21 protein-coding genes and 2 tRNA genes are annotated in these 25,508 nt (G+C 72.8%); 8 read left to right on the top strand and 15 right to left on the bottom strand.

Going from position 1 to position 25,508, the window contains the following annotated elements:
• Position 1 precedes the first annotated feature (1 nt).
• Positions 2-1,099 carry a ferredoxin reductase gene (locus tag AC3A5R_RS07035; RefSeq protein WP_487620011.1) on the bottom strand — a complete coding sequence of 366 codons (1,098 nt, stop codon included), beginning with the start codon at positions 1,097-1,099 and terminating at the stop codon, positions 2-4.
• A gap of 135 nt (positions 1,100-1,234) precedes the next feature.
• Between AC3A5R_RS07035 and AC3A5R_RS07030 the strand changes: the two genes are divergently transcribed.
• The gene (locus AC3A5R_RS07030; protein ID WP_487620010.1) at positions 1,235-2,389 is read left to right on the top strand and encodes a PucR family transcriptional regulator; all 1,155 of its coding nucleotides are present in this window, start codon (positions 1,235-1,237) and stop codon (positions 2,387-2,389) included.
• A 42-nt stretch (positions 2,390-2,431) separates the two neighbouring features.
• Here the strand turns inward: AC3A5R_RS07030 and AC3A5R_RS07025 are convergent, their stop codons facing one another.
• The 11 genes from AC3A5R_RS07025 to AC3A5R_RS06975 all read right to left on the bottom strand — a co-directional run bounded on the left by AC3A5R_RS07025 (position 2,432) and on the right by AC3A5R_RS06975 (position 9,939).
• Positions 2,432-3,397 (bottom strand): D-2-hydroxyacid dehydrogenase family protein, encoded by a 966-nt coding sequence (locus AC3A5R_RS07025; protein ID WP_487620009.1) that lies wholly within the window; start codon positions 3,395-3,397, stop codon positions 2,432-2,434.
• A gap of 95 nt (positions 3,398-3,492) precedes the next feature.
• Positions 3,493-3,566, bottom strand: a tRNA-Asp gene (locus tag AC3A5R_RS07020).
• Positions 3,567-3,591: 25 nt separating this feature from the next.
• Positions 3,592-3,664: transfer RNA gene (locus tag AC3A5R_RS07015), tRNA-Glu, on the bottom strand.
• Between the two features lie 106 nt (positions 3,665-3,770).
• Complete coding sequence (locus AC3A5R_RS07010) at positions 3,771-4,817, bottom strand: PHP domain-containing protein (RefSeq protein ID WP_487620008.1); 1,047 nt, start codon at positions 4,815-4,817, stop codon at positions 3,771-3,773.
• Between the two features lie 118 nt (positions 4,818-4,935).
• Positions 4,936-5,871 (bottom strand): hypothetical protein, encoded by a 936-nt coding sequence (locus AC3A5R_RS07005; RefSeq protein ID WP_487620007.1) that lies wholly within the window; start codon positions 5,869-5,871, stop codon positions 4,936-4,938.
• Positions 5,868-6,386 carry an RNA polymerase sigma factor gene (locus AC3A5R_RS07000; protein ID WP_487620006.1) on the bottom strand — a complete coding sequence of 173 codons (519 nt, stop codon included), beginning with the start codon at positions 6,384-6,386 and terminating at the stop codon, positions 5,868-5,870. Before AC3A5R_RS07000 ends, AC3A5R_RS07005 begins: the two co-directional genes overlap by 4 nt.
• A gap of 144 nt (positions 6,387-6,530) precedes the next feature.
• Complete coding sequence (locus tag AC3A5R_RS06995; RefSeq protein WP_487620005.1) at positions 6,531-7,076, bottom strand: NUDIX domain-containing protein; 546 nt, start codon at positions 7,074-7,076, stop codon at positions 6,531-6,533.
• A complete protein-coding gene (locus AC3A5R_RS06990; RefSeq protein ID WP_487620004.1) occupies positions 7,073-7,738 on the bottom strand; it encodes a methylated-DNA--[protein]-cysteine S-methyltransferase in 666 nt (221 codons plus the stop codon). Before AC3A5R_RS06990 ends, AC3A5R_RS06995 begins: the two co-directional genes overlap by 4 nt.
• 5 nt (positions 7,739-7,743) lie before the next feature.
• On the bottom strand, positions 7,744-8,265 hold the full coding sequence (locus AC3A5R_RS06985; RefSeq protein WP_487620003.1) for an RNA polymerase sigma factor: 522 nt from the start codon (positions 8,263-8,265) through the stop codon (positions 7,744-7,746).
• Between the two features lie 112 nt (positions 8,266-8,377).
• On the bottom strand, positions 8,378-8,887 hold the full coding sequence (locus tag AC3A5R_RS06980) for a methylated-DNA--[protein]-cysteine S-methyltransferase (protein ID WP_487620002.1): 510 nt from the start codon (positions 8,885-8,887) through the stop codon (positions 8,378-8,380).
• A complete protein-coding gene (locus tag AC3A5R_RS06975; protein ID WP_487620128.1) occupies positions 8,884-9,939 on the bottom strand; it encodes a cation diffusion facilitator family transporter in 1,056 nt (351 codons plus the stop codon). The genes AC3A5R_RS06980 and AC3A5R_RS06975 overlap by 4 nt, the downstream gene beginning before the upstream one ends.
• 171 nt (positions 9,940-10,110) lie before the next feature.
• Between AC3A5R_RS06975 and AC3A5R_RS06970 the strand changes: the two genes are divergently transcribed.
• Entirely contained in the window at positions 10,111-10,287 is a 177-nt protein-coding gene (locus AC3A5R_RS06970; RefSeq protein ID WP_487620001.1) for a CsbD family protein, read from the top strand.
• 151 nt (positions 10,288-10,438) lie between these two features.
• Complete coding sequence (locus tag AC3A5R_RS06965; RefSeq protein WP_487620000.1) at positions 10,439-12,823, top strand: phosphoketolase family protein; 2,385 nt, start codon at positions 10,439-10,441, stop codon at positions 12,821-12,823.
• Positions 12,824-12,830: 7 nt separating this feature from the next.
• On the opposite strand, the gene AC3A5R_RS06960 is transcribed toward AC3A5R_RS06965, so the two are convergent.
• Positions 12,831-13,844 (bottom strand): helix-turn-helix domain-containing protein, encoded by a 1,014-nt coding sequence (locus AC3A5R_RS06960; RefSeq protein ID WP_487619999.1) that lies wholly within the window; start codon positions 13,842-13,844, stop codon positions 12,831-12,833.
• 252 nt (positions 13,845-14,096) lie between these two features.
• Between AC3A5R_RS06960 and AC3A5R_RS06955 the strand changes: the two genes are divergently transcribed.
• From AC3A5R_RS06955 to AC3A5R_RS06945, 3 genes are all read left to right on the top strand, one after another.
• Complete coding sequence (locus AC3A5R_RS06955) at positions 14,097-17,870, top strand: S8 family peptidase (protein WP_487619998.1); 3,774 nt, start codon at positions 14,097-14,099, stop codon at positions 17,868-17,870.
• Positions 17,871-17,993: 123 nt separating this feature from the next.
• Entirely contained in the window at positions 17,994-19,553 is a 1,560-nt protein-coding gene (locus AC3A5R_RS06950) for a carboxylesterase/lipase family protein (RefSeq protein WP_487619997.1), read from the top strand.
• Complete coding sequence (locus AC3A5R_RS06945) at positions 19,550-20,335, top strand: 2-oxo acid dehydrogenase subunit E2 (protein WP_487619996.1); 786 nt, start codon at positions 19,550-19,552, stop codon at positions 20,333-20,335. Before AC3A5R_RS06950 ends, AC3A5R_RS06945 begins: the two co-directional genes overlap by 4 nt.
• A 16-nt stretch (positions 20,336-20,351) precedes the next feature.
• On the opposite strand, the gene AC3A5R_RS06940 is transcribed toward AC3A5R_RS06945, so the two are convergent.
• On the bottom strand, positions 20,352-22,070 hold the full coding sequence (locus AC3A5R_RS06940; RefSeq protein WP_487619995.1) for a SulP family inorganic anion transporter: 1,719 nt from the start codon (positions 22,068-22,070) through the stop codon (positions 20,352-20,354).
• A complete protein-coding gene (locus AC3A5R_RS06935) occupies positions 22,067-23,011 on the bottom strand; it encodes a universal stress protein (RefSeq protein ID WP_487619994.1) in 945 nt (314 codons plus the stop codon). Before AC3A5R_RS06935 ends, AC3A5R_RS06940 begins: the two co-directional genes overlap by 4 nt.
• A gap of 321 nt (positions 23,012-23,332) precedes the next feature.
• Here AC3A5R_RS06935 and AC3A5R_RS06930 point away from each other — a divergent pair, with 321 nt between their 5' ends.
• Positions 23,333-23,737 (top strand): SHOCT domain-containing protein, encoded by a 405-nt coding sequence (locus AC3A5R_RS06930; RefSeq protein WP_487619993.1) that lies wholly within the window; start codon positions 23,333-23,335, stop codon positions 23,735-23,737.
• Positions 23,738-23,803: 66 nt separating this feature from the next.
• The gene (locus AC3A5R_RS06925; protein WP_487619992.1) at positions 23,804-25,495 is read left to right on the top strand and encodes an MFS transporter; all 1,692 of its coding nucleotides are present in this window, start codon (positions 23,804-23,806) and stop codon (positions 25,493-25,495) included.
• Positions 25,496-25,508 lie beyond the last annotated feature (13 nt).

Here is a 25,508-nt window from a genome sequence, read left to right as displayed (position 1 = left end):
CTCAGATGTCCAGGTGGACAGGGCCGGCGGCGGCGTTGACGCAGGTCTGGATCAGCTCGCCCTCGTCCCCGTGCACCTCTCCGGTGCGCAGGTCGCGGACCTTGCCGGCCACGAGCGGTGTCAGGCAGCTGCGGCAGATGCCCATGCGGCACCCGCTCGGCATGACGACGCCGCAGCCCTCCCCGGCGTCGAGGAGCGGCACGTCGCCGCCGGCCTCGACCTCCTTGTCGGACTTCTCGAAGACAACGACCCCGCCCTCCCCGCCGGTTCCCGGCAGCAGGACGGGAGCGAAGCGCTCGATGGTGAGGTCGGCACCTGTGTCGTCGGTGCCGTCGATGCCCTCGCGCTCCCACAGGGCCTCGGCGTCGTCGAGCAGCTCGGCGGGCCCGCACGCGAAGGCCTTGCGGGTGCGCCAGTCGGGGCAGAGGGCGTCGAGGTCGGTGGTGGAGGACAGGTCGAGGCGGCGCCCGGCGTCCTCGGTCGACGGGCCGTGCTCGCGGGTGAACCAGTGCCGGACGGTGAGGCCCGGGAACTGGTCGGCGAGCTCGAGCAGCTCGTCGTGGAACAGGGCGTCCTCGCGCGTGCGGGCGCAGTGCACGAGGACGACGTCGGCGTCGGGCCGGCGCGGCACGAGCGTGCGGATCATCGACATGACGGGCGTCAGACCACTGCCGGCGGTGAGCATGAGCAGCGGACGCGGGTGGCCCGGCAGCACGAAGTCGCCCTGCGGGACGTCGAGGAACAGGACGTCGCCCGGGCGCGTGTCGCGGGCCAGGGCCGTGGAGACCGCGCCGATCGCGGTGACGGTGATGGCCGGGTCGTGCCCGGCGGCGGCCGACAGCGAGTAGCTGCGCCACTGGCGGACGCCGTCGATCTCGACCCCGATGCGGGCCCACTGGCCCGCCTCGTGGGCGTTCCAGCCGCGGCCGGGGCGGAAGTGGATCGTCGTCGAGTCCGCGGTCTCGCGCACGACGCGTGTGACGACGCCGCGCAGCTGCCGCGCGGACGAGAGCGGGTTGACGAGGGCGAAGAAGTCCTCGGGGTCGAGGGGGGTGGTCAGGACGGACGCCATGCGCCGAAGTGCTCGCAGCTGGCTCATACCTCCATGGTGGCAGCGAACAGGTCCCGGGATCTTGGGTCGAGGCGTACTCTTTGGGACAGGAATCTATTGCCTCGCGACAAAAAGCAGGAGGCCGAAGTGGCGCACGCCACGTCTGACCCGCCGTGGTTGTCTTTGCCCGCCGAAATCAGCCGCATCCTGCGCCCCGTCGTCCCCGACATCGTCGAGGCCATCATCGAGGGCATCCCGCAGGACGTCCCGGTCTACGCCATGCCGATGGAAGGACGCTTCGGGCAGGGGGTGCGCCAGGGCGTCCAGGTGGCGCTGCACCGCTTCCTCGACCTGCCCGGGACGCGACTGCCGGCCCTGAGCGAGGACGGCAAGTGGGTCTACGAGAACCTCGGCCGCGGTGAGGTGCGCTCCGGCCGCAGTCTCGAGGCGCTGCTCGCCGCCTACCGTTACGGCGCTCGCGTGACCTTCCGGGCCATCTCGCGCACCGTCGACGTGTCGCAGATGCCGCCCGATGCCCTCCTCTCGCTCGGCGAGTCGCTCTTCGCCTACATCGACGAGCTGTCCGCGGCGAGCGCGCAGGGCTATGCCCAGGAGCAGTCCGAGCGGGCGGGGGAGCTGCAGCGGCTGCGCGCCGAGCTGCTCGAGTCGATCCTGCGCGGCGACTCGAGCGACGGCGGCGTGGCCCGCCTCGCCGCGGCGGTCGGCTGGACCCTGCCCGAGCGGGTCGTCGTCGGCCTCGTGCCCTCGCCGCACGTGGAGGGCCTGCGGGCCGCCATCGGCCGTGACGGGCTCGTCGCCGAGCGCGGGACCGATGTCGTGGTCGTCTACCCGTTCGGCAACCGACGCGTCCGGCGCCGCGACCTCGACCGGGCCCTGCGCGGGCGGCGCGCCGTCGTCGGCCCCGCGCGGGCCTGGCAGGCGGCGGGTGAGTCACTGCACCTCGCGGCCTCGGCGGGCGCCCACGGCCTCGGCCCCTCCGCCGACCAGCCCCACGCCGGCAAGGACCCGCTCTGGGTCGAGGACCGGCTCGCCGAGCTCGTCGTGCGTTCCGAGCCCCTCGCCATCGACGACCTGGCCCTCGTGCGGCTGGCCCCGCTCGACGGGCTGCGTCCGGCCGTGCGGGCCCGGCTGGCCGAGACCCTCCTGGCCTGGCTCCGCCACCAGGGGCAGCGGGCCCCGATGGCCGAGGAGCTCTTCGTGCACCCCCAGACCGTCGGCTACCGCGTCGCCCAGCTCAAGCAGCTCTTCGGCGAGGCTCTCGAGGATCCCGAGGTGCGCTTCGAGCTCGAGCTCGTCCTGCGCTCCGGCCACCGCTGAGCGAGCGCGTCGGGTCGGGCGGCCGCCCCGCGGGGGAGTCCTCTACAGGACGCGGACCGGGCTGCCGTCGAGGTATGCCGTCACGGCCTCGACGACGCCGGAGAAGAACGTCGCGTAGGTGTCCTCGGTGACGTAGCCGACGTGCGGGGTCAGGAGCGTGCGCGGCGCCGTGCGGAGCGGGTGGTCGGCCGGTAGCGGTTCGACGTCGAACACGTCGAGCCCGGCGCCGCCGAGGTGCCCGGAGGCGAGCGCGCCGAGCAGGGCCGTCTCGTCGACGATCGGGCCGCGGGAGGTGTTGACGAGCAGGGCGCCCGGACGCATGAGGCGCAGCTCGCGCGCCCCGATGAGCCCGCGCGTGCCGCCCTCGCCCTCGACGAGCGGCAGGTGCACCGACACGACGTCGGAGCGTCGGAGCACGTCGTCGAGCGACGCGGCGGTGGCCCCCGACGCGTCGGCGCGCTCTGGCGTCAGGTGGGGGCTCCACGCGAGGACGTCCATGCCGAAGGCGCGGGCCACGGCGGCGACCCGCGTGCCGAGGCGGCCGAGCCCGAGGACGCCGATCGTGTGGCCGTCGAGATCGCGGCCCACGGTGGTCTGCCAGCCGCCGTCGTGCACCGTCGTGGCCTCGGTGACGAGCTGCCGGGAGAGGCCCAGGACCAGGGCCCACGTCAGCTCGGCCGGGGCGCTCGCGCGGCTCTCGGTGCCGCAGACGGTGATTCCCGACGCCGTGGCGGCGGCGACGTCGATGCTCGGGTTGCGCCGGCCGGTCGTGACGACGAGCCGCAGCCGCGGCAGGCGGGTCAGCACGCTGGCCGGAAGGGGCGTCCTCTCTCGCATGACGACGACGGCGTCGTAGTGCTCGAGGCGGCGCCTGAGGGCCTCGGGCTCGTCGAGGTGGTCGCGGAAGACGTCGACCCGGCAGGGACGCGTCGGGTGGGCCGTGACGGGCGTCCAGTCGGCGCTGGACAGGGCGACGCCCTGGTAGTCGTCGAGGACCGCGATGTGCACCCGGCCAACCCTAGGGCTGGAGCCTGCGGGCGTCGGGGCGGATCCCCCGGGAACGCCAGAGGCGCCACTCGCATGAGTGGCGCCTCTCGAAGGGGCGACCCCGACCGGGCTCGAACCGGCGACCTCCGCCGTGACAGGGCGGCGCGCTAACCAACTGCGCTACGGGGCCTTGCATATGAAGTTGTGGTCTTGCGTATCCCCAACGGGATTCGAACCCGTGCTGCCGCCGTGAAAGGGCGGAGTCCTAGGCCGCTAGACGATGGGGACTGGCCCGAACCATCCGCTTGGGACGTCGAGAACTATAGGGGAGTTCTGCGCACCCTCCAAATCGGCCCTCGAAGCCTGTGCGAGAGGTCGTTTCGGACACCCCGGATCAGCCCTTCGCCCACGCCCGGACGTCCTCGACGGGCCACGTGGTGACGATCCGCTCGGCCGGGATGCCGAGGCGTTCGGCGCGCTCGCAGCCGAGCGACTTCATGTCGAGCTGGCCCGGCGCGTGGGCGTCGGAGTCGATGCTGAAGAGGCAGCCGAGGTCGCGGGCCAGCTCGATGAGCTCGTCCGGCGGGTCGCACCGCTCGGGCCGGGAGTTGATCTCCACGGCGACGTCGTTCTCGAGGCAGGCGCGGAACACCTTCTCGGCGTCGAACTGCGACGGCGGACGCTTGCCGCGGCCCCCCGTGACGAGCTGCCCGGTGCAGTGCGCGAGGACGTTGGTGTGCGGGTTGCGCACGGCCGCCACCATCCGCGGCGTCATCTCGAAGGCCGGCTGGCGCAGCTTGGAGTGGATCGAGGCCGTGACGACGTCCAGCTGGTCGAGGAGGTCGTCGTCCTGGTCGAGCGAGCCGTCGAGGTGGATGTCGACCTCGATGCCCTTGAGCAGGGTGAAGCTGTCGCCGACGCTGCGGTTGATGGCGTCGACGCGCTTCAGCTGGTCGATGAGGCGCTCGCGGGAGAGGCCGTTGGCGACGGTGAGGCGCGGCGAGTGGTCGGTCAGGGCCATCCACTCCTGCCCCAGCTCGACGGCCGCGAGAACCATCTCCTCGATGGGGCTGCCGCCGTCGCTCCAGTTCGAGTGGGCGTGCAGGTCGCCGCGCAGGGCCGCGTAGAGCTCGGCACCTCCGCGGGTCAGCGGCTCGCCGTGCTTCTCCTCGGCCGAGACGAGGTAGGCGGGCACGACGCCGCGCACCGCCTGCCCGATGATCGCGGCGCTGGAGTCGCCGATCCCCTTGATCTGCTTGAGGGTTCCGGCCTCGGACCGCTCGCGCAGCTCATCGTCGGAGATGAGCGTGATGGCCTCGATGGTGCGCCGGAACGCGTCGATGCGGTAGCTGCTCTCGCGGCCGCGCTCGAGGAGGAAGCAGATGCGCCGCAGCGCCTCGAGCGGGCTCATCGGCGCCGTCGGCGGGGTCGGCTGCTGCATGCCGGCCAGCCTAGCCGCGCGTGTGGGACGCGGCCGGGGCGCGCGCGGGAGGGTTCGCGGCCCCGGCCGGTCCGTCCCGCGTCCGACCCCCGTCGGGACGCAGGACCCCCGAGGGTGGTCAGTGCTGCAGCGTCGGCAGCGTACCGCCGTTCGGCAGCTTTCCCGGCACGGACGCCGTCGTGGCGACGACGCGGACGACGTCGCCGTAGCGCTGCTCGAGGGTTCCCGGTGCGCTGCGCTCGTCGGCCGACACGACGACGCGGTCGCCTCGTGCGTCGATCCCGACGCCGTAGACGACGATGCCCTGCCCCTTGAGGACGAGGGAGTCGTCGCGGACCTGCTGGGCCACGCGGACCTTCTCGGCCCACGTGTGCGACGCGTCGACGAATCGCACCGAGCCGCTCGGCATCGCGCCGGTCACGAACGACTCGAGGGAGGGGTCGCGGCGCGTGACGGCGACGACGACCGACGTGCCGCCCGCGTCACCGGCGTACGCGCCGGAGAAGACGTCGGGCCAGCGCGTCGTGACGGTGGCTGACACGGCGTCGAAGGCGCGCGTGGCCGGGGTCTGGAGCGCCCCGAAGAACTCCGAGGTGTCGCGCGCGGGCGGCATCGGGCTGCCCTGGACGGAGGGGCCGCTGCCGTTGCCACTGCCGAGGGACCCGGTCGCGCCCGGCGCGATGCCCTGGGCTCCGGAGTCGGATCCCTTGTCGCTCATGCGTTCCGGCGCGTTGGCGGCCGAACCCGCGGACGACGACGACGCGGTACGGCCGCCCGACAGGGCCCACCCGGCGCCGACGACGCCGACGAGCACGACCGCCGCCGCGGTGCCGAGCACCGCGTTGCGGCGTCGGGCCGTGCGGGCCCGGCCGCGCATCAGGGCACGCTGGGCGAAGAGGTCGTCGCGCGGGGGTTCGAGGTCGTTCGTCATGGCCAGCGCCTTTCGCAGCTGCAGCTCGCCGGGCTCCGGCGTCGGGGCTGCATCCGGGGCTGCATCCGTGGCGGGGTCCCGGTCGGGGACTGGGCCGGGGCGGCGCGTCGGGTCGTCACTCATGTCACGGCTCCTGCCCCCGAGAGCGGTGGTTCGGCGAGCCGGTCGCGCAGCGCCGCGAGGGCCCGCGAGATCTGGCTCTTGATGGTGCCCTCGGCGACGCCGGTGCACTCGGCGATCTGGGGGACGGTGAGGTCCTCCCAGAAGCGCAGCACGAGAACGGCCCGTTGCTTCTCGGGCAGGCCCTTGAGCAGGTCGGTCAGCGTCATCGCGAGCTCGCGGTCGTGGTCGGCGCCGGACGGGTGCGACGGCAGCGGCTCGGGGGCCTCGTCGGTCAGCACCTCGCGCCGGCGCTTGCGCTGGTCGTTGAGGTAGAGGTTCATCATCGTGCGTCTCGTGTAGGCGGTCTGCGCACCGTCGGCGATCCTGGGCCAGGCCGCGTAGACGCGCGCGAGGGCCTCCTGGACGAGCTCGTCGCCGTCGGCCCAGTTGCCGCAGAGCAGGTAGGCGCGTCGGCGCAGCATGGTCTGCCGCTCCTCGACAAAGGCGCGGAAGGCCGCCTCGTCCCTGCGTCTCATGGGCTCCCGCCGGGTTCGCTCGTCAGGTTGGTCGTCAGGTCGTCGTCAGGTGGTGTGTCGGGTCCGTCTCCGGTGTCGTACACCCCAAGGACACGCCGGCCCGGCGAAGCGTTGCACGGTTCGGCGAGGAGTTCGACCGGAAGGTCAGCAGACGCGGCCGAGGTGGGCGAGGGCGAACATCAGGGCCGCGACCGTCTCGCCGTCGGTGATGCCGCCGTCGCGGACCAGGTCGAGCACCCGCGCCACCGGCACCCGTCGCACGGCCGAGATGCCCTCCTCGGCCCGGGCCCGGTCGCCGCTGCCGGCCACAGGCTCGAGGCCGGTGGCGAGGAAGACGACCTCAGGCGCCCGGCACACGCCGTTGAGCGCGTTCATGACGCCGACCCGACGCCACTCGCGCGCCGAGAGGCCGGTCTCCTCGGCCAGCTCGCGGCGGGCGGCGACGAGCGGGTCCTCGCCGTCGGTGCCGCCGGCGGGCACCTCGACGGACTGGCCGACGGTGTGCCGGTCGACGGTGACGAGGACGAGCTCGTCGGCGTCGGTCAGGGCGACGACGAACACGGCCGGCCGGCGCACCTCGACGACCCCGAAGATGCCCGGGCCGCCGTCGGGACGCGTGACCTCGTCCTCGTGGACGCGGATCCAGGCGTTCTCGTAGGCGACGCGGGTGCGCCGCACCGGCCAGCTCACGCCGCGTGCTCGAGGCGGAGCAGGGTCTCCTTGGCGGGCAGGCCGCCCAGGTAGCCGCCGAGGCTGCCGTCGGAGCGGACGACGCGGTGGCACGGAACGACGATCGGCAGGGGGTTGGTGGCGCACGCGGAGCCGACGGCGCGGACCGCGCGGGGGCTGCCGGCCGCCACCGCGACCTGGGCGTAGCTCTCCGTCGAGCCGTACGGGATGGCGGTGAGGTGGCGCAGCACGTCGAGCCTGAAGCCGTGCGCGAGGCGCAGGTCAAACGGCAGCTCGAAGGTGCGCCGCATGCCGGCGAAGTACTCGTCGAGCTGGCGGGCGGCATCGTCGAATCGCTTGCCGTCCTTCAGGATCCGCGAACCGACTCGTTCGCCGAGGGTGTCCAGGACGCGGTCGTGGTCCTCGACCGAGTACGCGACGCGCACGAGGCCGGCGTCGGTCGCGGCGAGGAGCAGCGTCCCCAGCGGGGAGTCGACGACGCGGTAGGTGGCGTCGAGGACGGAGGCCGACGAGGCGCGCTCGACGAGGGCGGCGTGGAGCGCCGCGAGGTGCGCGGCGTCGTCGGGGGCGGGACGCGTCAGCCCGGCGAGCGTCGGCTCAGACGTGGCGGGCGGGGTCGGGGGCGCTGGAGTCATGGGAGTCGTCGGGGTGATGGGGGACATGGAGCTCACCTCTTCGTGGTGGCGGGCAGGGGGGCCGGCGTCGTGGCGTACGCGGCCGCGTAGGTGGTGCGGAGGCGGGCGATGCCGTCGGCGGTGGCCCGGCGTGCGGCCGCCGGCGTGCCGCCGACGATGCGGGCGACCTCGGCGTGGGGCAGCCCGGCTACGTGGTGGTAGGCGACGCAGGCGCGCTGCTTGTCGGGCAGGGCGGCGAGGGCGGCCCAGAGGTCGTCGTCGGGGATGGCGGCGTCGGGCTCGTCGCCGCGTGGGGCGGTGGACTCGGGCACGTCGGCCACCGGGTGGGCTCGGCGGGCGCCCGCGCGGGCGACGTCGACGGCCTTGCGGTGGGCGATCGTGACGAGCCACGCCCGGACGTTCGCGTCGTCGGGCAGGTCGGGCCAGGCCCGCAGGGCCGCGAGGAACGTCTCGGACCACGCGTCGTCGGCCTCGGTCGGCCCGAGGACGGCGCGGCACACGCGCAGCACGACGGCCCCGTGCTCGGTCACGGCCTGCTCGAACGGTCGCTTCATGCCTTGTAGACGCTCCGGCCCCCGGAAGTGTGAGGTGCCCAGTGTGGCCGATGGGACGAGCTGCTCACTCGATGGAGAGGGGGAGCGACCGGACGGGGAGACGGTGGGGAGGTCAGAAGAGGCGGCCGGCGTCGTCGGCGGCGGGCTCCTCGAGCGCGAGGAGGAACCGCTTGCGCTCGAGCCCGCCCGCGTAGCCGACGAGCGAGCCGTCGGCCCCGATGACCCGGTGGCACGGCACGACGACGGCGATCGGGTTGCGGCCGTTGGCCGTGCCGACGGCCTGGGCGAGGTTGCGGTCGCCGAGGGCGCGGGCCAGGTCGCCGTAGCTGCGGGTCTGGCCGTAGGGGATCTCGCGCAGCAGAGCCCACACCTTCTGGTGGAAGGTGTCGCCCCGGGGCGCGAGCGGCAGGTCGAACTCGGTGAGCCCGCCGGTGAAGTACCCGGCGAGCTGGACGGCCGTCGACGCGAAGGGCTCGTCGGCCGGGTCGCCCGGTTCGCCGAGGACGTCGTCGCCGGGGCGGTACTTCGCGGCGTCCATGAGCAGGTGCGTCACGGCGCCGTCCTCCGCGACGACCGTGAGGTCGCCGATGGGCGAGGGGACGACGACGTGCGTGACGGTCACCGCGTCGAGCCCCCTGATGGGCCCGAGGCGCTCGACGTGCCCGGCGCGTCCGGTGCTCCCGAGGGCCGGCCGGGCTCGTGGGCGGCGAGGATGTCCTCGTGCGTCGGCACCGGGAACTCGGCAGAGTAGTCGCCGTAGGCGCGGGGGTCCTCGCGCGGCTCGAGGTGGCAGGTCAGGGCGATGTCGCCGAACTCGCGGTGCACTGCGGCCTCGACCTCCTCGACGAGGTCGTGGCCCCTCGTGACGGTCCAGGCGCCGGGGACGAGCACGTGCACCTCGGCGAACCGGTGGTGGCCGGACTCACGGGTGCGCAGCGCGTGGAAGTGCACCTCGGAGGTGACGAAGCGCGACAGGATCTCGGCGATGGCGGCGTTGTCCTCCTTCGACATCGAGATGTCCATGAGGCCCTCGGTGGACTCGCGGATCAGCTTCCACCCGGTCCAGACGATGTTGAGCCCGACGAGGAAGGCGACGACGGGGTCGAGGCGCTCGATGCCGGTGAGGGCGACGACGAGGACGCCGACGACCACACCGGCGGAGGTCCAGACGTCGGTCATGAGGTGCTTGCCGTCGGCCGTGAGGGTGAGTGAGCGGTAGCGACGGCCGGCCCGGAGCAGGACGATCGCGACGCCGCCGTTGACGGCCGAGGCGACGACGGAGATGGCCAGGCCGATACCGACGTTGTCGATGGGCTGCGGGTGCAGGAAGCGGTCGACGGCCGACCACATGATGACGACCGCGGCCACGAAGATCATGACGCCCTCGATGGCCGCCGAGAAGTACTCGGCCTTGGTGTGGCCGTAGTGGTGGTTCTTGTCGGCCGGCATGGCCGCGACCTTGAGGGCGATGAGGACGGCGACCGCGGCGACGAGGTTGACGACCGACTCGGCGGCGTCGGACAGCAGCCCGACCGAGCCGGTGAGCCGCCAGGCGATGACCTTGAGGGTGATGGTGACGACCGCAGCCACGATGGACAGGTAGGCGAACCGGCTGAGGTCGCGGGTCTGCAGGCCCCGCCGGGCATCGGCCGAGGCGGTGGCAGCCGACGGCACGGTGTCGGTGGGGGCGGTCTCGGGGCGATCGGGGTCGGCGGTGCTCACGGGTCCAGTGTCGCAAAGCACACCGACGCCGCGTCCCCGACGCCCCTCTGCGGACTCCGTCGGTGGTGCACGAATGGGCGATCCGGGTAGGGCACGGGTGACCGAACGGAGAAAGGAGCCCACATGGGTACCGAGGACAAGGCACGCAACATGGGTGAGGACCTCAAGGGCAAGGCCAAGGAGGCCACCGGCAAGGTCACCGACAACGAGCGGCTCGAGGCCGAGGGCAAGGGCGACCAGGCGGAGGCCGACCTCAAGCAGCGGGGCGAGCACCTCAAGGACGCCTTCAAGACGGACTGAGCACGCCTTCACCGTCGGCGTGGGCCGGCACCCCGGACGGGGGGCCGGCCCACTGCCGTGTCAGCAGCCGGTCCCGGGGTATTGCCCTCGTCGCGCCGGTCGGTGAGAGTCAGGGATGCCCGGACGGTGCCTTCTCCCGAGAGGTGACGCGATGAGCACGACCACCCTGCCCGCCCCGACCACCGACGAGATCGCCTCGATGGACGCGTGGTGGCGGGCCAGCAACTACCTGACCATCGGCCAGATCTACCTCCAGGCCAACGCGCTGCTCCAGGAGCCGCTGACGGCCGAGCACATCAAGCCGCGGCTGCTCGGGCACTGGGGCACGAGCCCGGGACTCTCGTTCGTCTACGCGCACGTGTCGCGGCTCGTGCGGCACACGGGTCAGCAGACGATCTACCTCACCGGTCCCGGACACGGCGGCCCGGCGCTCGTCGCGGCCGGCTACCTCGAGGGCACCTACAGCGAGATCTACCCCGAGGTGACCCAGGACGCCGAGGGGATGCGTCGCCTCTTCCGGCAGTTCTCGGCGCCCGGCGGCATCCCGAGCCACGTGTCGGTGACGACTCCCGGCTCGATCCACGAGGGCGGCGAGCTCGGCTACGTGCTCGTGCACGCGTTCGGCGCCGTCATGGACAACCCCGACCTGCTGGCGCTCGCCGTCGTCGGCGACGGCGAGGCCGAGACCGGCCCGCTCGAGGGCTCCTGGAAGGGCATCTCCTTCCTCGACCCCGCCCGCGACGGTGCGGTGCTGCCGGTGCTGCACCTCAACGGCGCCAAGATCGCGGGCCCGACGGTGCTCGGCCGCAAGGACCCCGCCGAGGTGCGCAGCCTCCTCGAGGGGCACGGCTACGAGGTGCTGGAGGTCGAGGGTGAGGACGTCCCCGGCATGCACGAGCGGTTCGCGGCGACCCTCGCGACGGCCTACGAGCGGATCACCGACATCCAAGCGGCCGCGCGCGGCGGGACCAGGGTTGGCACGCGTCCACGATGGCCGCTCATCGTGCTGCGCACGCCGAAGGGCTGGACCGGGCCCCGGGAGGTCGACGGCGTCCGCGTCGAGGGCACCTTCCGTGCGCACCAGGTGCCGCTGTCCGGTGTGCGCGAGAACGCCGACCACCTGCGCCTGCTCGAGGAGTGGATGCGCTCGTACCGACCCGAGGAGCTCTTCGACGCCGCCGGCTCGCCGGTCGCGCTCGTCCGCGCGGCCAACCCCGAGGGCGACCTGCGGATGAGCGCGTCTCCACACGCCAACGGCGGCCTGCTGACCAAGCCGCTCGACCTGCCGGACTTCCGCGACTTCGCCCGCGACGTGCCGGCCCCGGCCACGACGCGCGACGAGTCCACGCGCGCCCTCGGCGAGCTGCTCCGCGAGACCTACCGCCGCAACCCGACGACGTTCCGGCTGTTCTGCCCCGACGAGACGCACAGCAACCGCCTCGACGCCGTCTTCGAGGTCGAGAACCGGATGCTCGCCGAGCGCGTCGACGCCGATGACGACCACCTGAGCCACGACGGGCGGGTCATGGAGGTGCTCTCGGAGCACAACTGCCACGGCTGGCTCGAGGGCTACACGCTGACCGGTCGCCACGGCCTTTTCGCGACGTACGAGGCGTTCGCGATGGTGAGCGCCTCGATGACGGTGCAGCACAGCAAGTGGCTGCAGGAGGCGAACCGGCTCGACTGGCGCGCCGACGTGCCGAGCCTCAACGTGCTGCTCACCTCGACGGCGTGGCGCAACGACCACAACGGCTTCTCCCACCAGGGGCCCGGCCTCGTGCAGACCGTGCTCAACGCACGCGGCGAGGTGGCCCGCATCTACCTGCCGCCGGACGCGAACTGCCTTCTCTCCGTGGCGGACCACTGCCTGCGTTCGCGCAACTACGTCAACTGCATCGTCATCGACAAGCAGCCGCAGCCGCAGTGGCTCACCATCGACGAGGCCGTGGAACACTGCCGCGTCGGCGCGGGAACGTGGGACTGGGCCGGCACCGACGACGGCGACCGGGACCCTGACATCGTCCTCGCCTGCGCCGGCGACGTCGTGACCATGGAGGTCGTGGCGGCGGCACAGATCCTGCGGGACCGCTTGCCGCAGCTACGGGTCCGCGTCGTCAACGTCGTCGACCTCATGACGCTCTCACGGGCCCGCAGCCACCCGCACGGCATGGACGAGGTGCGGTTCGCCGAGTTGTTCACCGACCATGTCGACGTCGTCTTCGCCTTCCACGGCTACCACGGCGCCATCCACCAGCTCGTCCACGGCCGCCCCGACGCCGACCGGTTCCACGTGCGCGGCTTCAAGGAGGAGGGCACCACGACGACGCCCTTCGACATGGTCGTGCGCAACGAGGTGGACCGCTACCACCTGGTCATGGACGCCATCAACAACGCGGGTCGGCAGGTGCGCGGCTCGAGCGAGCTCAAGGCCTGGTGCGAGCGGCAGCTGGAGCGGCACGGCGAGTACATCGTCGAGCACCTCGAGGACCTGCCGCAGGTGCGCGACTGGGTCATCTCGCGCCCCGTCGGCGACTGACGCCGGCTCAGGACGGTGGGCGGCGCGAGACCCATCCGCGCTCAGACGCCTCCCAGCCCAGCTGCATGCGGGTCGTCGAGCCGGTGAAATCCATCAGCGTCTTGAGCCGCCGCTGCACGGTGCGGCCGCTCATCCGCAGCTGGCGACCCACGGCCTCGTCGGTGAGCCCGCTGAGCATGAGCGAGAGCAAGGCGGCGTCGAGACTGTCCGGGCCCGGGGTCGTGCCCTCGTCGACACCGCCCTCGGGGCCGAGCACGACGGGCACGCCTGCGGCCCAGACCGACTCGAACAGCGTCACGAGCGAGCGCACGAGGCTGGGGGCACGGATGACGACCGCGGCCGCCTCGTGGCCACGGACGGAGAGCGGGGCCATCGCCACCGCACGATCGATCACGAGCAGCTTGGTCGGCACCTTGTCGACGGTCCGGATCAGGGCGTTGGCGCCGAGAGCGTCTCGCGCCTCACCGGCCGTGGCCGCGTCCTCCAGGGCCCCCCGCTCGATGACGACGCGGAAGGTGACGCCTCGGTCGAGCGCCTGCTGCTCGGCCTGGTTGTCCTCCGGGTTGACGGCGACGGGCTGGGCGTCGACGAAGGACAGCACCTCGTCCCGAGCACCCAGCTCGAGCTGGAGGAACCGGCCCCGGACGGCCTCGGCGCCGAGGGCGACCTCCACGAGATCGCCGACGTCGGCGTGGTTGACGTCCTGACGGAAGATCTCGGTGAGCATCGCCACGGAGGTCTCGGCCCGGGACAGGTCGTGCCGGCGTGAGTTGAGCAGTCCTTGGAGGGCGACGTCGGGTGCCGTCGGGAACCACAGGGGAGGGTCGCCGCGAAAGGTCGAGACCTCGACGAGCCCCAGGTCGCGCAGCGAACGCAGTACCTCGTGCACCTCGTCGACCGGACGACCCCACCGCTCGGCGAGCGCCGGTTCGGTGCCCCCGCCGTCGACGACGAGCGACTGGTACTGGTGCTGCTGGGCTGCGCTGAGACCCAGCGCGGTGAGGTCGACGTGCGGCGTCACGGTCGGCTCCCTCGGGTGTCGCGCAGGGCCGTGACACCGAGGAGCTCGTCTGTCGAGAAGACGACATGTCGGGTCTGCGCCGGTCTGAAGGTCTTCCGCGCCCTGCTCGTCACTTGACACCCTCCTCTCGGTGCCGGCCCTCATACCCCCCGAAACCGGAGGGCCGGTGCCGGCAATGATGCCGGATCAGGTGTCGTGCCGCGCTCCCACCCGGGCCCGCACCCGGGCTCCATCTCCCACGGAGGTCCCTCCATGCGCCGACCAAGGCGTCGTCAAACCCTCGCGTCAGCCGGCATCATCGCCGTCGCCGCGGCCGCCCTGTCCCCGTCCGTCCTCGGAGCCGCCGCGGCTGCGGCCGCCGACTCCAAGCCCATCGTCGGCTCCGCCGGTCAGGCTGCCGCCCAGTCGGCGGCCACGGTCACCCTCATCTCGGGCGATCGCGTCCGCGTCTCGCGCACCGCCGACGGACAGCCCGTCGCCCAGCTGCTCCCCGGAGAGGACGGCACCGTCCCCGACTACGAGACGCTGCGTGACGGCGACAACCTCTACGTCTTCCCGACCACGGCCAGCAGCGCCATCGGGGCCGGCCTCGTCGACCGCGAGCTGTTCAACGTGACGGGTCTGGTCGCGGCCGGTTTCGACGACGCGCACGCCGACTCGATCCGCGTCATCGCGCAGTACGACGACGCGCGCACCGTGTCGGGGACGACGCCCGTGCCGACGGGCGCCACCGGCAGCACCGCGCTCTCCTCGGTCAACTCCCTCGCCTACTCGGTGGCCAAGACCGACATCCAGGCGGCCTGGTCCGAGCTGACCGACGCGAGCTCCGGCAGCGGCGGCAGCCTGGCCAAGATCTGGCTGGACCGCCCGGTCAAGGCGACCATGGCCGACTCGACGGCGCAGATCGGCGCCCCGGCGGCCTGGCAGGCGGGCATCGACGGTGCTGGTAGCACGGTCGCGATCCTCGACACCGGCGTCGACGCGGAGCACCCGGACCTCGCCGGCCGCATCTCGGCGACCAAGGACTTCACGGGTTCCAGCTACGGCACCAACGACATGGTGGGGCACGGCACCCACGTCGCCTCGACGATCGCCGGCACGGGCGCCGCGAGCGGCGGCAAGGAGCGCGGCGTCGCTCCGGGCGCGAAGCTTCTCATCGGCAAGGTGCTCGGCGACTCCGGCGGTGGCTACGACTCCGACATCATCCAGGGCATGCAGTGGGCCGTGGCCAGCCACGCCGACGTCGTCTCCATGAGCCTTGGCAGCACAGCCCCGGCCACGACCTGCGACGACCCGATCGCCCAGGCAGTCGACGAGCTGTCACGGTCGAGCCCGAGCCTGTTCGTCATCGCGGCGGGCAACATGGGCTCGCGGCAGAACACCGTCTCGAGCCCGGGCTGCGCCACCTCGGCCCTCACCGTCGGCGCCGTCGACTCGACGAACGCCACGGCCTACTTCTCCAGCCGCGGGCCCGTGGGCGGCAGTCACCTCGTCAAGCCGGAGATCGCGGCCCCCGGCGTCAACATCCTGGCTGCCGCCGCCGGCGGTCGCGGCCCCTACGCGTACCGGACGATGTCGGGCACCTCGATGGCCACCCCGCACGTCGCCGGTGCTGCGGCCCTCGCCAAGGAGTCGAACCCGTCGCTGACGGGTGCGCAGATCAAGACCCTGCTCACCTCCTCCGCCGACCCGACCGTCGCCGCACCCGCGCAAGAGGTCGGCGCCGGCACCCTGGACGTGCGGCGAATGCTGTCGCAGACGGTCGTCGGCCAATCCAGCGTCTACGGGGGTGCGTTCGACTACCCGCAGACCAAGGCGTACAACGCCAAGAGCCTCACGTACACCAACCGGGGCGGCGCGCCGGTCGACCTGCGCCTGAACGTCGAGAAGGTCACCGGTAACGACGGCAACCCGGTCAACACCCCGCTGGTGCGTCTCCCGCAGCACGTCGTCGTCCCGGCACGCGGCAGCGTCGAGGTGCCGGTGACCGTGCAGCTCGGGGCGAACATCCCGAGCAGCGCGCTCGGGGACATCACGGCCCGGATCGTCGCGACCGACGGCACCCAGCGCGTCTCCACCGCGTTCGGGCTCTACGCCAACGCCCCCACCGTCAAGGTCACCGTGAAGGTGGTCGACCGGAACGGCAACCCCGCCTCGGGTGCCTCGTCGGTCGACCTCGTCAACACCGACACGTCAACCGGTGAGCGCCGCCCGGTCGGCGGCAAGGACCAGACCTACCCCGTCCGCCCCGGCCGTTACTTCCTCACGTCCTTCGTCCAGACGCCCACCCCGGGTGCCTCCCCGCGGGCCCTGCCGGCATCAATGGCCTACCTCGCCCGCCCGGAGGTGACGATCGACAAGGACACCACCCTCGTCCTCGACGCGCGCCAGGCCAACCCGCTCACGGTCTCCACCCAGCAGCCCTCGGAGCTGCGCTCGACCACGCTGACCTTCGAGCGACTGTGGAACCCGTCCTTCGTGCACTCCGGTTCGATGTCGACCGGTCCGGGCACCCGTGAGGTCTACGCCCAGATCATCGGCAAGGTCGCCAAGGGCGACGGCTCCTTCGAGTTCGGCCACTGGACCCGCAAGATCGCGCCGCTCGTCTCGTCGATGGTGACGTCCGGGGGAGGGACGCTGCACCCGCTCTCGCCCAAGACCGGCATCGGCAACCTCGACGGGGACGGCACCGCGCCACTGGCGTCGGTCGGCGCAGGCTCCGCGACGGACTTCAAGGCCGCCGGGGACCTCACCGGCAAGGTCGTCGTGGCCCACGTCGCGGTCGGCGCCGACGACTACTCGGTGCAGTCACGAGCCGCGGCCGCCAAGGCCAAGGCCCTGCTGCTCTACCGTGACGACGCCGGTACGTGGATGCCCACGGTCGGGGCCAACGCCGTCCCGCTACCGGTGTACTCGCTGCCCGTCACGGAGGGTGTGGTTCTCGACGCCGAGATCGCGACCGGTGCCGCGACCGTGACCTGGTCGGCGCAGGCGAAGACGCCGTACGCCTACACGCTCGGCTTCTTCTCCGACGGCCAGCTCGTCACGGCGCAGAAGCACGAGGTGGCCGACTCCTCGCTCGGCGCCATCAAGGCCACCTACTCGAGCATGGGCGTCGCAACGGACTTCGGTGACATGACCGCGGCCCAGCGGCCGAGCACGATGGCTTACTCGATTGGCGGCATCGACTCGCTCATCGTGCCGAACGCGCGCACCGAGTACCTCACCGCCGACGGCACGAAGTGGGTCAAGTCGATCCTGTCGAGCTTCCCGTTCGGCGAGGTCATGAACGACCGCTTCCGGACCTTCACGCCCGGCCAGCGGGTGGCGGACTCCTGGTACGGCGGCTCGGTCGGCCCGAACGTCCGCGCGAACAGCGACGGGGTGCCGCAGCTCGTCGCCGAGCGCCAGGGCAACCTCCTCGGGGTGCAGACGACGATCTGGGGCGACAGCGCCGGCCACTGGGCCGACCAGGGCAGCTTCGGTGACCTCGGCAACCTGACGCTGAAGCGCAACGGGGTCCAGGTCGGCTACAGCTACGACCCGTCCGGCGTCTTCACCGTTCCGTCCGACGACGCGACCTACGACCTGAACATGCACATCGAGAAGGTCGGCAGCCCGGCCAGGTTCTGGAAGCGGTCACCGGTCACCGACACGACGTGGACCTTCACGTCGCACGAGGAGCCCGACGTCTACAGCCGCGCGCTGCCGCTGCTCCTGCCGCGTCTCGACCTCCCGGCTGACGGTCTCAAGACCGTGGGCGCAGGCTCGGTGACGATCCCGGCGCGCGTCGTGGCGAACCCCGGCTACGACGCCGGTGCGATCTCGGCCGCCCGGGTGTGGACCTCGGTGGACGGCGGAAGGACCTGGGTGGAGGGCACGACGTCGCTCACCAAGACTGGTGCGGACCTCGTGGTGGACCACTCCGCCGACACCGGCAAGCAGGTCAGCCTGCGGGTCGAGCTCACTGACGTCCACGGCGCGAAGGTGCTCCAGACCATCACGCGGGCCTACGACGTGCGCTGATCAGGCAGCGTCATGGCACGTGAGCCCCGGGCGGTGACGCCCGGGGCTCACCTGTGCCCCCGAGTCGGGGGCGGAGGCCGCGAACCGCTCACACGGCGACCTCTGCGGTAGGACGCTGGGGTGATGGACACCGTGGTCAGGACCCGCCACGGCGCGGTCCGCGGGCTGGTGGAGGACGGCGTGCACGTCTTCCGCGGGATCCCGTACGCCGCGCCCCCGTTCGGCCCGAACCGGCTCCGCCCGCCGGTGCCCCTCGTGGCCTGGGACGGGACGCGCGATGCCACCCGGCTGGGGCCCGAGCCGCCTCAGGTCGCGCCACCCGCCACGGGCGGCACGACCGAGGGAGCCCAGGAGGAGTGGCACGACGTCGACGCCGCGTTCGCGGCCGTGGAGCGGGCGAAGGCCACCGACGACTGCCTCAACCTCAACGTCTGGACCCCCGACCCGGGCACCTCCGGCCTGCCCGTCATGGTGTGGATCCAGGGCGGCATGTTCGAGCTCAGCTCGACCGCCGCCTACGACGGCAGCCGGTTCGCGCGCGACGGCGTCGTCTGCGTCGTCGTCAACTGGCGGCCGGGCGCCGAGGGCTTCCTCCACCTCGGCGACGGCGTCGCGAACGTCGGCCTCCTCGACCAGGTGGCGGCCCTCGAGTGGGTCCGCGACGGCATCGCCGCGTTCGGCGGCGACCCCGGCAACGTCACGGTCTTCGGGGAGTCCGCGGGCGCCATGAGCATCGGGTGCCTGCTCGGGATGCCGCGCGCCGAGGGACTGTTCCGGCGGGCCGTCCTGCAGAGCGGCGCCGCCCACCACGTGCTGTCCTCGGCCGACGCACGACGCGTCGCCGACCGGCTGGCCGCGGCGCTCGGCGTCGAGGCGACCCGCGACGCGATCGCGGCGACGGGTGTCGACCGACTGCTCGGCGCCCAGGCGGCGCTGAAGCAAGAGCTGCTCGCGCACCCCGATCCGCGCACCTGGGGGCAGGAGGTCGTCACCACCGTCATGCCCTGGCAGCCCGTGGTCGACGGCGCAGTGCTGCCGGGGCCGCCGATCGAGCGGATCGCCGCCGGGTCGGCTCGAGACGTCGACATCATGGTGGGCACGAACACCGACGACTGGAGGCTCTGGCTCCTCGTCAGCGGCGCCATGGGCCAGGTCACCGACGCCATGCTCGCCGGGCCCGTGGACCGGTTCGGGTACCTCAGCCTCGCGGCGTACGGGCTCGATGGCCCCGAGGACCTCACCGCCTACCGGGCGCGCTACCCCGACATCATGCCGGGCGAGCTGCTGGCCAGGGTGCAGACCGACTGGTGGATGCGGGTGCCCGCGCTGCGGCTCGCCGAGGCGCACCTCGCATCACGGGGAGACGCGTCGACGCGCACGTTCGCGTACGAGTTCGCCTGGGGAGCACCGGGCCTGGGCGCCGTGCACGCCCTCGAGGTGCCCTTCGTCTTCGACATCGCCCATCCCGACGCGCCGCTGTTCGGGCCCCTGCTCGGACCGGACCCGCCGCAGGACCTCGCCCGGACGGTGCACGAGGCCTGGGTCGGGTTCGCGCGTGACGGCGACCCCGGGTGGCCCGCGCACGACCTGATGCGCCGGGCGACCATGCGGTTCGACACGACGTGCAGCGTCGTCGACGACCCCTACGCCTGGGAGCGGGCCTTCTGGCAGGGCCGGAGGTGAGCGGCCCCGGCGGATTCGTCGTCCGGGGGATCCCGCCCGAGCGGCGGCCGGTGCTCGACCGCCTGGCCGGGGCCGCCCGACGGTTCCAGGTGCACGCCCTCGTCGAGCTCGACGTGGGCGAGGCGCAGCGGAGGATCGACGCCGCCGCCGAGCACGTGTCGTGGACCGGCTTCGTCACGGCGTCGGTCGCCGCGGCGGTGGCGCTCCACCCGGAGGTGAACGCCCGGAAGGCGGGCCGCCGCGTCCTCTACTTCGACCGCGTCGACGTCGGCGCCACGGTGGAACGCCCGGGAGAGGGCCGCCCGACGCTCGACATCGTCGTCCTGCCCGAGGCCGACCGGCTGTCGTGCGCCGAGGTCACGGCGGCGCTGCACCGGGCCAAGGTCGGTCCGGCGCAGCCGCACCCGCCCGGCCGGCTCCTCGGCCCCGTCCTCCGGTTGCCCGGGCCGCTGCGGCGGGCCGCGGTGCGAGGCGCCGCCACGATCCCGGCCGTGTCGGCCTCGTTCGGCCCCGCCGTCGGGGTCACCTCGATCGGGATGTTCTCCTCCACGTGGGGCTGGGCGGTGCCGCTCGCGCCGCTCACCGTCATCGTCACGGTCGGAGGGGTCGCCGAGCGTCCGGTGGTCCGCGACGGGCAGGTCGTCGTGCGGTCGATGCTCCCGCTGACGATCAGCCTCGACCACGCCGTCGTCGACGGAGCCCCGGCGGCCCGGTTCGTCGAGACGTTGCGGCGGCTCGTCGAGACGGCCGCGGCGCTCGACCCGGCACGTCCGGTGGCGTGACCGGCGCGTGGGCCCGTCAGCCCGACGGACCGTCCGGGGGCACCGCTGAGCCGGCGAGCTGCGCCTCGACGGCGCGGTGGACGCTGCCGTGGATCCGGTCCGCCCCGATCCGCTCGAGGACGCCCTCCCGGTCGAGGATGTCGCGGGCAGCGGGCTTGAGCTTGGCCAGCCGCAGGGTGATGCCCGACTGCTCGGTGAGGTCGAGGATGTCGGCGATCTTCGACGAGCCCTGGGAGTCCACGTAGGCGATCCCCGAGCAGTCCAGGACGATCCCGGTGAGCCCGTCGTCCGCGTTGATGACCTCCCTGATCCGGTCCTGGAGGGCGTCGGACGTCGCGAAGAACAGGCCCCCGTCGAGCCGGAGGGCAGCCACGCCCGGCACCTCCTCGTCCTCGGGGTGCTCGGAGAGCTCGCGGAAGACCTGCGTGCCGGCCTCGCGCGCCAGTGTCGGCATGGCCGGGTGGGTGGAGACCCAGACGAGCCAGAGCAGCGACAGCGCGATCCCGATGACGACGCCGGCGAACACGCCGAAGAGCAGCGTGCCCACGATGGCGGCCGTCGCGATCCAGAAGTCGAACCGCTGCACGCGGAAGAGCCGGCGCATCTCGGGCACGTCGATCATCCCGCTGACGACCGCCTCGATGATGAGGGCCGCGAGGACCGGCTTGGGCAGCTGGGAGAACAGGGGAGCCAGCACGACCAGGGTGAGCAGGACCGTCACACCGGAGGTGAGCGACGCCAGGCCGGTGCGGGCCCCGGTCCGGTCGTTGAGCGAGCTCGCGGACAGGCTGGTCGAGACCGGCATCCCCTGCAGCAGGCCGGCGCCGGTGTTGGCCATCCCCTGGGCGAACGACTCCTGGTCCATGTCGACCCGGTAGCGGTGCCTGGCCGCGAAGGTCCGGGCGTCGCCGGCCGTCTGGGAGAACCCGATGAGCACGAGGGCCGTCGCTGCCACTGCCACGACGGCGACGTGGTCCAGGGCGAGCCCGAGGTCGGGCACCTCGACCGAGGGCAGCCCGCGGGGCACCTCACCGACCAGCGCCACACCGCGCGCGCCGAGGTCGAGCAGCCACGATGCGAGCAGCCCACCGACGACGAGCACGAGCGCACCCGGGACCGAGGGCGCCAGCCACCGGAGGCCGAAGACGACCGCGAGGGCAGCGACACCGACGAGGACCGTCCACGCGTCGGACTGCCCCAGCGTCCCGAGCCACGACCACAGCTCCTGCACGGGGTTGGACCCGGTCGTCTCGGTCCCGGTCAGCTTGGGCAGCTCGCCGATGACGACGTCGAGCGCGGCTCCGAAGAGGAACCCCGTGACCACCGCCCGCGACAGGAACTGCGCGATCCAGCCGACGCGGAGGACGAACATCAGGAGGAACAGCACGCCCGACGCGAGGGTGATCCCGGCGACGAAGCTCGCGATCTCGTGCTGGGCGGTGAGCCCGGCCGCGAGCGTCGCGCCCGCCGCCACCGCCGCCAGCCCGGAGCTGGGCCCCACCGAGATCTGCCGGCTGGTGCCGAAGACCGCGTAGAGGATGGCGCCGGCGGCGGCGGCGTAGAGCCCGTTCTGCAGGGGGATGCCGGCGATCCCGGCGTACCCGAGGTTCTTCGGCACGATGAGCGCCGCGACGGTGACCCCGGCGATGAGGTCGGGCCGCAGCCAGCTCCGGTCGTACGAACGGATCCACCCGAGGATCGGCACGAGGCCCGACGGCCTCCGCGTCGACGTCATCGCCCGGAGGGCGTCAGCGTCCGTGTCCCCGTCACGCGGGAGGTGCCGGCATGGCGCACGTGGTGCATCGGTCGGCCGGGGACCGGCGCCGGCACGGTCTCGCCCACGAGCGGCACGACCATCGCGTCACAGGGCAGGGCGTCCAGGGCGCCGCGCAGCACCGAGCCGCGAACCATCTCGACGAGGGCACCACGACCCGGCCGGCGCACCGCGTCGTGACCTCCGACCACGACGAGGTCGTCGGGGTGGCAGCGCGTCGTGAGGGTGTCCACCCGGTGCTCGAGGACGACCACCTCCGCCCGGCACCGCAGCGCCGCGCTCTCGGGAACCGCATGGAGCGTCTCCCAGGCGGTGGCGAGCGCGGCCCGCCGCTCGGTCTCGCTCCCGAGCTCCCGGACGGTGCGAACCGCCGCGAGCGGGACCCGGCGCAGCCGGGCCTCCCGGACGGCACGCCGCATCACCTCGACGTCGTCGACGCGTCCGGCCAGCGCCACGCGGACGGTGGGGGACCAGTCGTGGTCGGCGGGGTGGGCGTGGTGCGCCCGACGCGTGACGTGCGGCATCATGACCGGGCACCCGGCGCGTCGGATGACCTCGTCCGCCGTCCGCCCGAGGAACAGCACCTGGTGCGCACCCAGCCCGCGGGCCGGGGCGACGAACAGGGCTGCGCGTGCGGCCAGGGCGCCCATCGCCGCGTCGTCCTCCCGGGCGATGGCGGCGATCTCGACGGGCACCGTCGGGTCGGTCGCCTCGGCCACGATCGCGGCCCGCCGCGCGGCGGTGTGCATCGCGTCCGCGGACAGCCGGCGGTGACCGGGCACGCTCAGGCTCGTGCTGGACTCGTCGACGACGAGCAGCACGAGGCCGTGTCCCCGGCGCGCGGCCTCCGCGGTGGCGGTGGCGATGGCTGCCTGGTCCGCGGCGGACCGTCCGCACCCCACGACGACTGTGTGGCAACGAGTTCGATCGAGCATGGTCCACCGCCATTCGCACAAACCCCTGCTCTGGCAGTGTCACGCCGCCGGCCCGTTTCCGGGCCGGATCCCGGGAATTCGACCCGGTCCCCGGTGTTGCCCAGTCCTGGAGCGCCACGGTCTGGGCCGCCTTGTGCAAGGGGCGAGGTCCGACCTCGCCGCCGCCAGTCTCGCGCCGCGCCATCGCGGCGGGATCACTCCTGCGGGATGAGGCTGACCGGGCCCGAGTCGACCACGCTGGTGCTGACGACCACTGGGGCGTCGAGCTGGCTCTTGGAGAGGACTGGCATGGACAACATCACGACCAACTTCTGGGACGTCCTGCTGTGGAGCTTCTGGTTCTTCGTCTGGTTCGCGGCGATCTTCGTCTGGGTGCGGTGCATCTTCGACGTGTTCCGGGACAGGGACCTCAGCGGGTGGGGCAAGGCCGGGTGGGCGGTGCTGCTCATCGTCGTGCCGTGGTTCGGTGCCCTGATCTACCTCATCGTCCGCGGCCGGAGCATGTCCGAGCGGCAGATGCGTGAGATGGCGCAGATGCAGGCGCAGCAGGAGGAGTACATCAAGAACGTGGCGGCCGGTTCCGGCGGCGGGAAGAACCCGGCGGACCAGATCGCCAGCGCCAAGTCGCTGCTCGACTCGGGCGCGATCACGCCGGAGGAGTTCGAGGGGCTCAAGGCGAAGGCCCTCGCCTGACCAAGGCCCTCGCCCGACCAAGGCGTCGCCCGACCCTGCGGGCGAGACGTCGTAAGGAGCACCCCGATGGCGAAGAGCACCGCGCCCGCACCGGAGACGGTCGCGGGCGCGGCCTCCGGGGCCATCCTCGTCACGCTGGCCTCCGGCCAGTTCCTCATGGCGCTGGACAGCTCGGTCATGAACGTGTCCATCGCGACGGTCGCCCACGACCTGGGCACCTCGGTCACGGGCATCCAGACGGCCATCACCCTCTACACGCTGGTGATGGCCTCGCTCATGATCACGGGCGGCAAGGTCGGCCAGATCCTCGGCCGCAAGCGCGCGTTCGCCCTCGGCTGTGTGATCTACGGCTGCGGTTCGCTGACCACCTCGCTGTCGCCGAACCTCACGGTCCTGCTCATCGGCTGGTCGATCCTCGAGGGCATCGGCGCCTCGCTCATCATGCCGGCCATCGTCGCGCTCATCGCCGCCAACTTCGACCGGTCCGAGCGCCCGCGCGCGTACGGGATGGTGGCCGCGGCGGGGGCCATCGCCGTGGCGGCGGGCCCGCTCATCGGTGGGCTCTTCACGACCTACTGGTCGTGGCGGTGGGTGTTCGCCGGGGAGGTCATCGTGGTGCTCGGCATCCTGGCGCTGACCCGCCGGATGGCCGACACCCCGCCGGAGCCCGGCGTCCGTCTCGACCTCATCGGCACCGCCCTGTCCGCCGGCGGGCTCGCCCTCGTCGTCTACGGGATCCTGCGCGCCGGGTCGTGGGGGCTGGTCGACCCCAAGTCCGATGCGCCGACGCTGCTCGGCCTGTCCGCGGTCATCTGGCTCATCCTGGCCGGCGGCCTGGTCCTGCTCGGGTTCCTGGCCTGGGAGCGGCGTCGGGTCGAGCGCGGCGAGGCGGCGCTCATCAACCCGGCGATGCTGCGCAACCCACTCCTGCGCGGCGGCCTGGTGGGCTTCTTCTTCCAGTACCTGCTGCTCGCGGGGATGTTCTTCGCCGTGCCGCTGTTCCTGTCGGTCTCGCTCGGGCTGTCGGCGATCGCCACGGGCGTGCGCATGCTGCCGCTCTCGGTCACCCTGCTCGTCGCCGCCGTCGGGGTGCCGAGGTTCTTCCCCGACGCCAACCCGCGCCGCGTCGTGCGGCTTGGGTTCCTCTCCCTCTTCCTCGGCCTCGTCACCCTCATGGCCGCGCTGGAGGGCGGCGCCGGCCCCGAGGTCGTCACGCTCCCGATGCTCCTCGCGGGGCTCGGGATCGGCGCCCTCGCCTCCCAGCTCGGCAGCGTCACCGTGTCGTCGGTCCCCGACGAGGAGACCGACGAGGTGGGTGGCCTGCAGAACACCGTGACGTTCCTCGGGTCGTCCTTCGGCACGGCCCTCAGCGGGGCCGTGCTCATCGCAGCGCTCACCTCGTCCTTCTTCAGCGGCATCCAGGACAACCCCGCGATCCCGGCGAGCCTCTCCTCGCAGGCGCAGGTCCAGCTGGCCTCCGGCGTGCCCTTCATCCCCGACTCGCAGCTGAGCGCCGCCCTCACCGCGGCCGGCGTGCACGGGGACACCGCGACCGCGGTGATGGAGGAGAACACCACCGCCCGCCTCGCCGGCCTGCGGGCGTCGCTCGCGGTGCTCGCGATCCTCGGGCTCATCGCCATCTACTCCGTGGGCGGCATCCCGACGCGTCAGCCGGGCGCGGCACCCGACGCGGTGTCCGACGCGGCGGCAGGGGCCGGTGCCGGACCGGATCCCGACGCCGGCGACGCGTCACCCTGATGACCCCGAAAGA

This window comes from Intrasporangium sp. Soil_C_50 (assembly GCF_057656595.1).
This window is presented reverse-complemented; position numbering and strand designations above follow the sequence as displayed.

Excerpts from the sequence above, each read along its gene's own strand:
- AC3A5R_RS07035 (WP_487620011.1), bottom strand. The coding sequence starts at position 1,099 with ATGAGCCAGCTGCGAGCACTTCGGCGCATGGCGTCCGTCCTGACCACC.
- AC3A5R_RS07010 (WP_487620008.1), bottom strand. The coding sequence starts at position 4,817 with ATGCAGCAGCCGACCCCGCCGACGGCGCCGATGAGCCCGCTCGAGGCG.
- AC3A5R_RS07005 (WP_487620007.1), bottom strand. The coding sequence starts at position 5,871 with ATGAGTGACGACCCGACGCGCCGCCCCGGCCCAGTCCCCGACCGGGAC.
- AC3A5R_RS07000 (WP_487620006.1), bottom strand. The coding sequence starts at position 6,386 with ATGAGACGCAGGGACGAGGCGGCCTTCCGCGCCTTTGTCGAGGAGCGG.
- AC3A5R_RS06990 (WP_487620004.1), bottom strand. The coding sequence starts at position 7,738 with ATGTCCCCCATCACCCCGACGACTCCCATGACTCCAGCGCCCCCGACC.
- AC3A5R_RS06985 (WP_487620003.1), bottom strand. The coding sequence starts at position 8,265 with ATGAAGCGACCGTTCGAGCAGGCCGTGACCGAGCACGGGGCCGTCGTG.
- AC3A5R_RS06970 (WP_487620001.1), top strand. The coding sequence starts at position 10,111 with ATGGGTACCGAGGACAAGGCACGCAACATGGGTGAGGACCTCAAGGGC.
- AC3A5R_RS06965 (WP_487620000.1), top strand. The coding sequence starts at position 10,439 with ATGAGCACGACCACCCTGCCCGCCCCGACCACCGACGAGATCGCCTCG.
- AC3A5R_RS06955 (WP_487619998.1), top strand. The coding sequence starts at position 14,097 with ATGCGCCGACCAAGGCGTCGTCAAACCCTCGCGTCAGCCGGCATCATC.
- AC3A5R_RS06950 (WP_487619997.1), top strand. The coding sequence starts at position 17,994 with ATGGACACCGTGGTCAGGACCCGCCACGGCGCGGTCCGCGGGCTGGTG.
- AC3A5R_RS06940 (WP_487619995.1), bottom strand. The coding sequence starts at position 22,070 with ATGACGTCGACGCGGAGGCCGTCGGGCCTCGTGCCGATCCTCGGGTGG.
- AC3A5R_RS06930 (WP_487619993.1), top strand. The coding sequence starts at position 23,333 with ATGGACAACATCACGACCAACTTCTGGGACGTCCTGCTGTGGAGCTTC.
- AC3A5R_RS06925 (WP_487619992.1), top strand. The coding sequence starts at position 23,804 with ATGGCGAAGAGCACCGCGCCCGCACCGGAGACGGTCGCGGGCGCGGCC.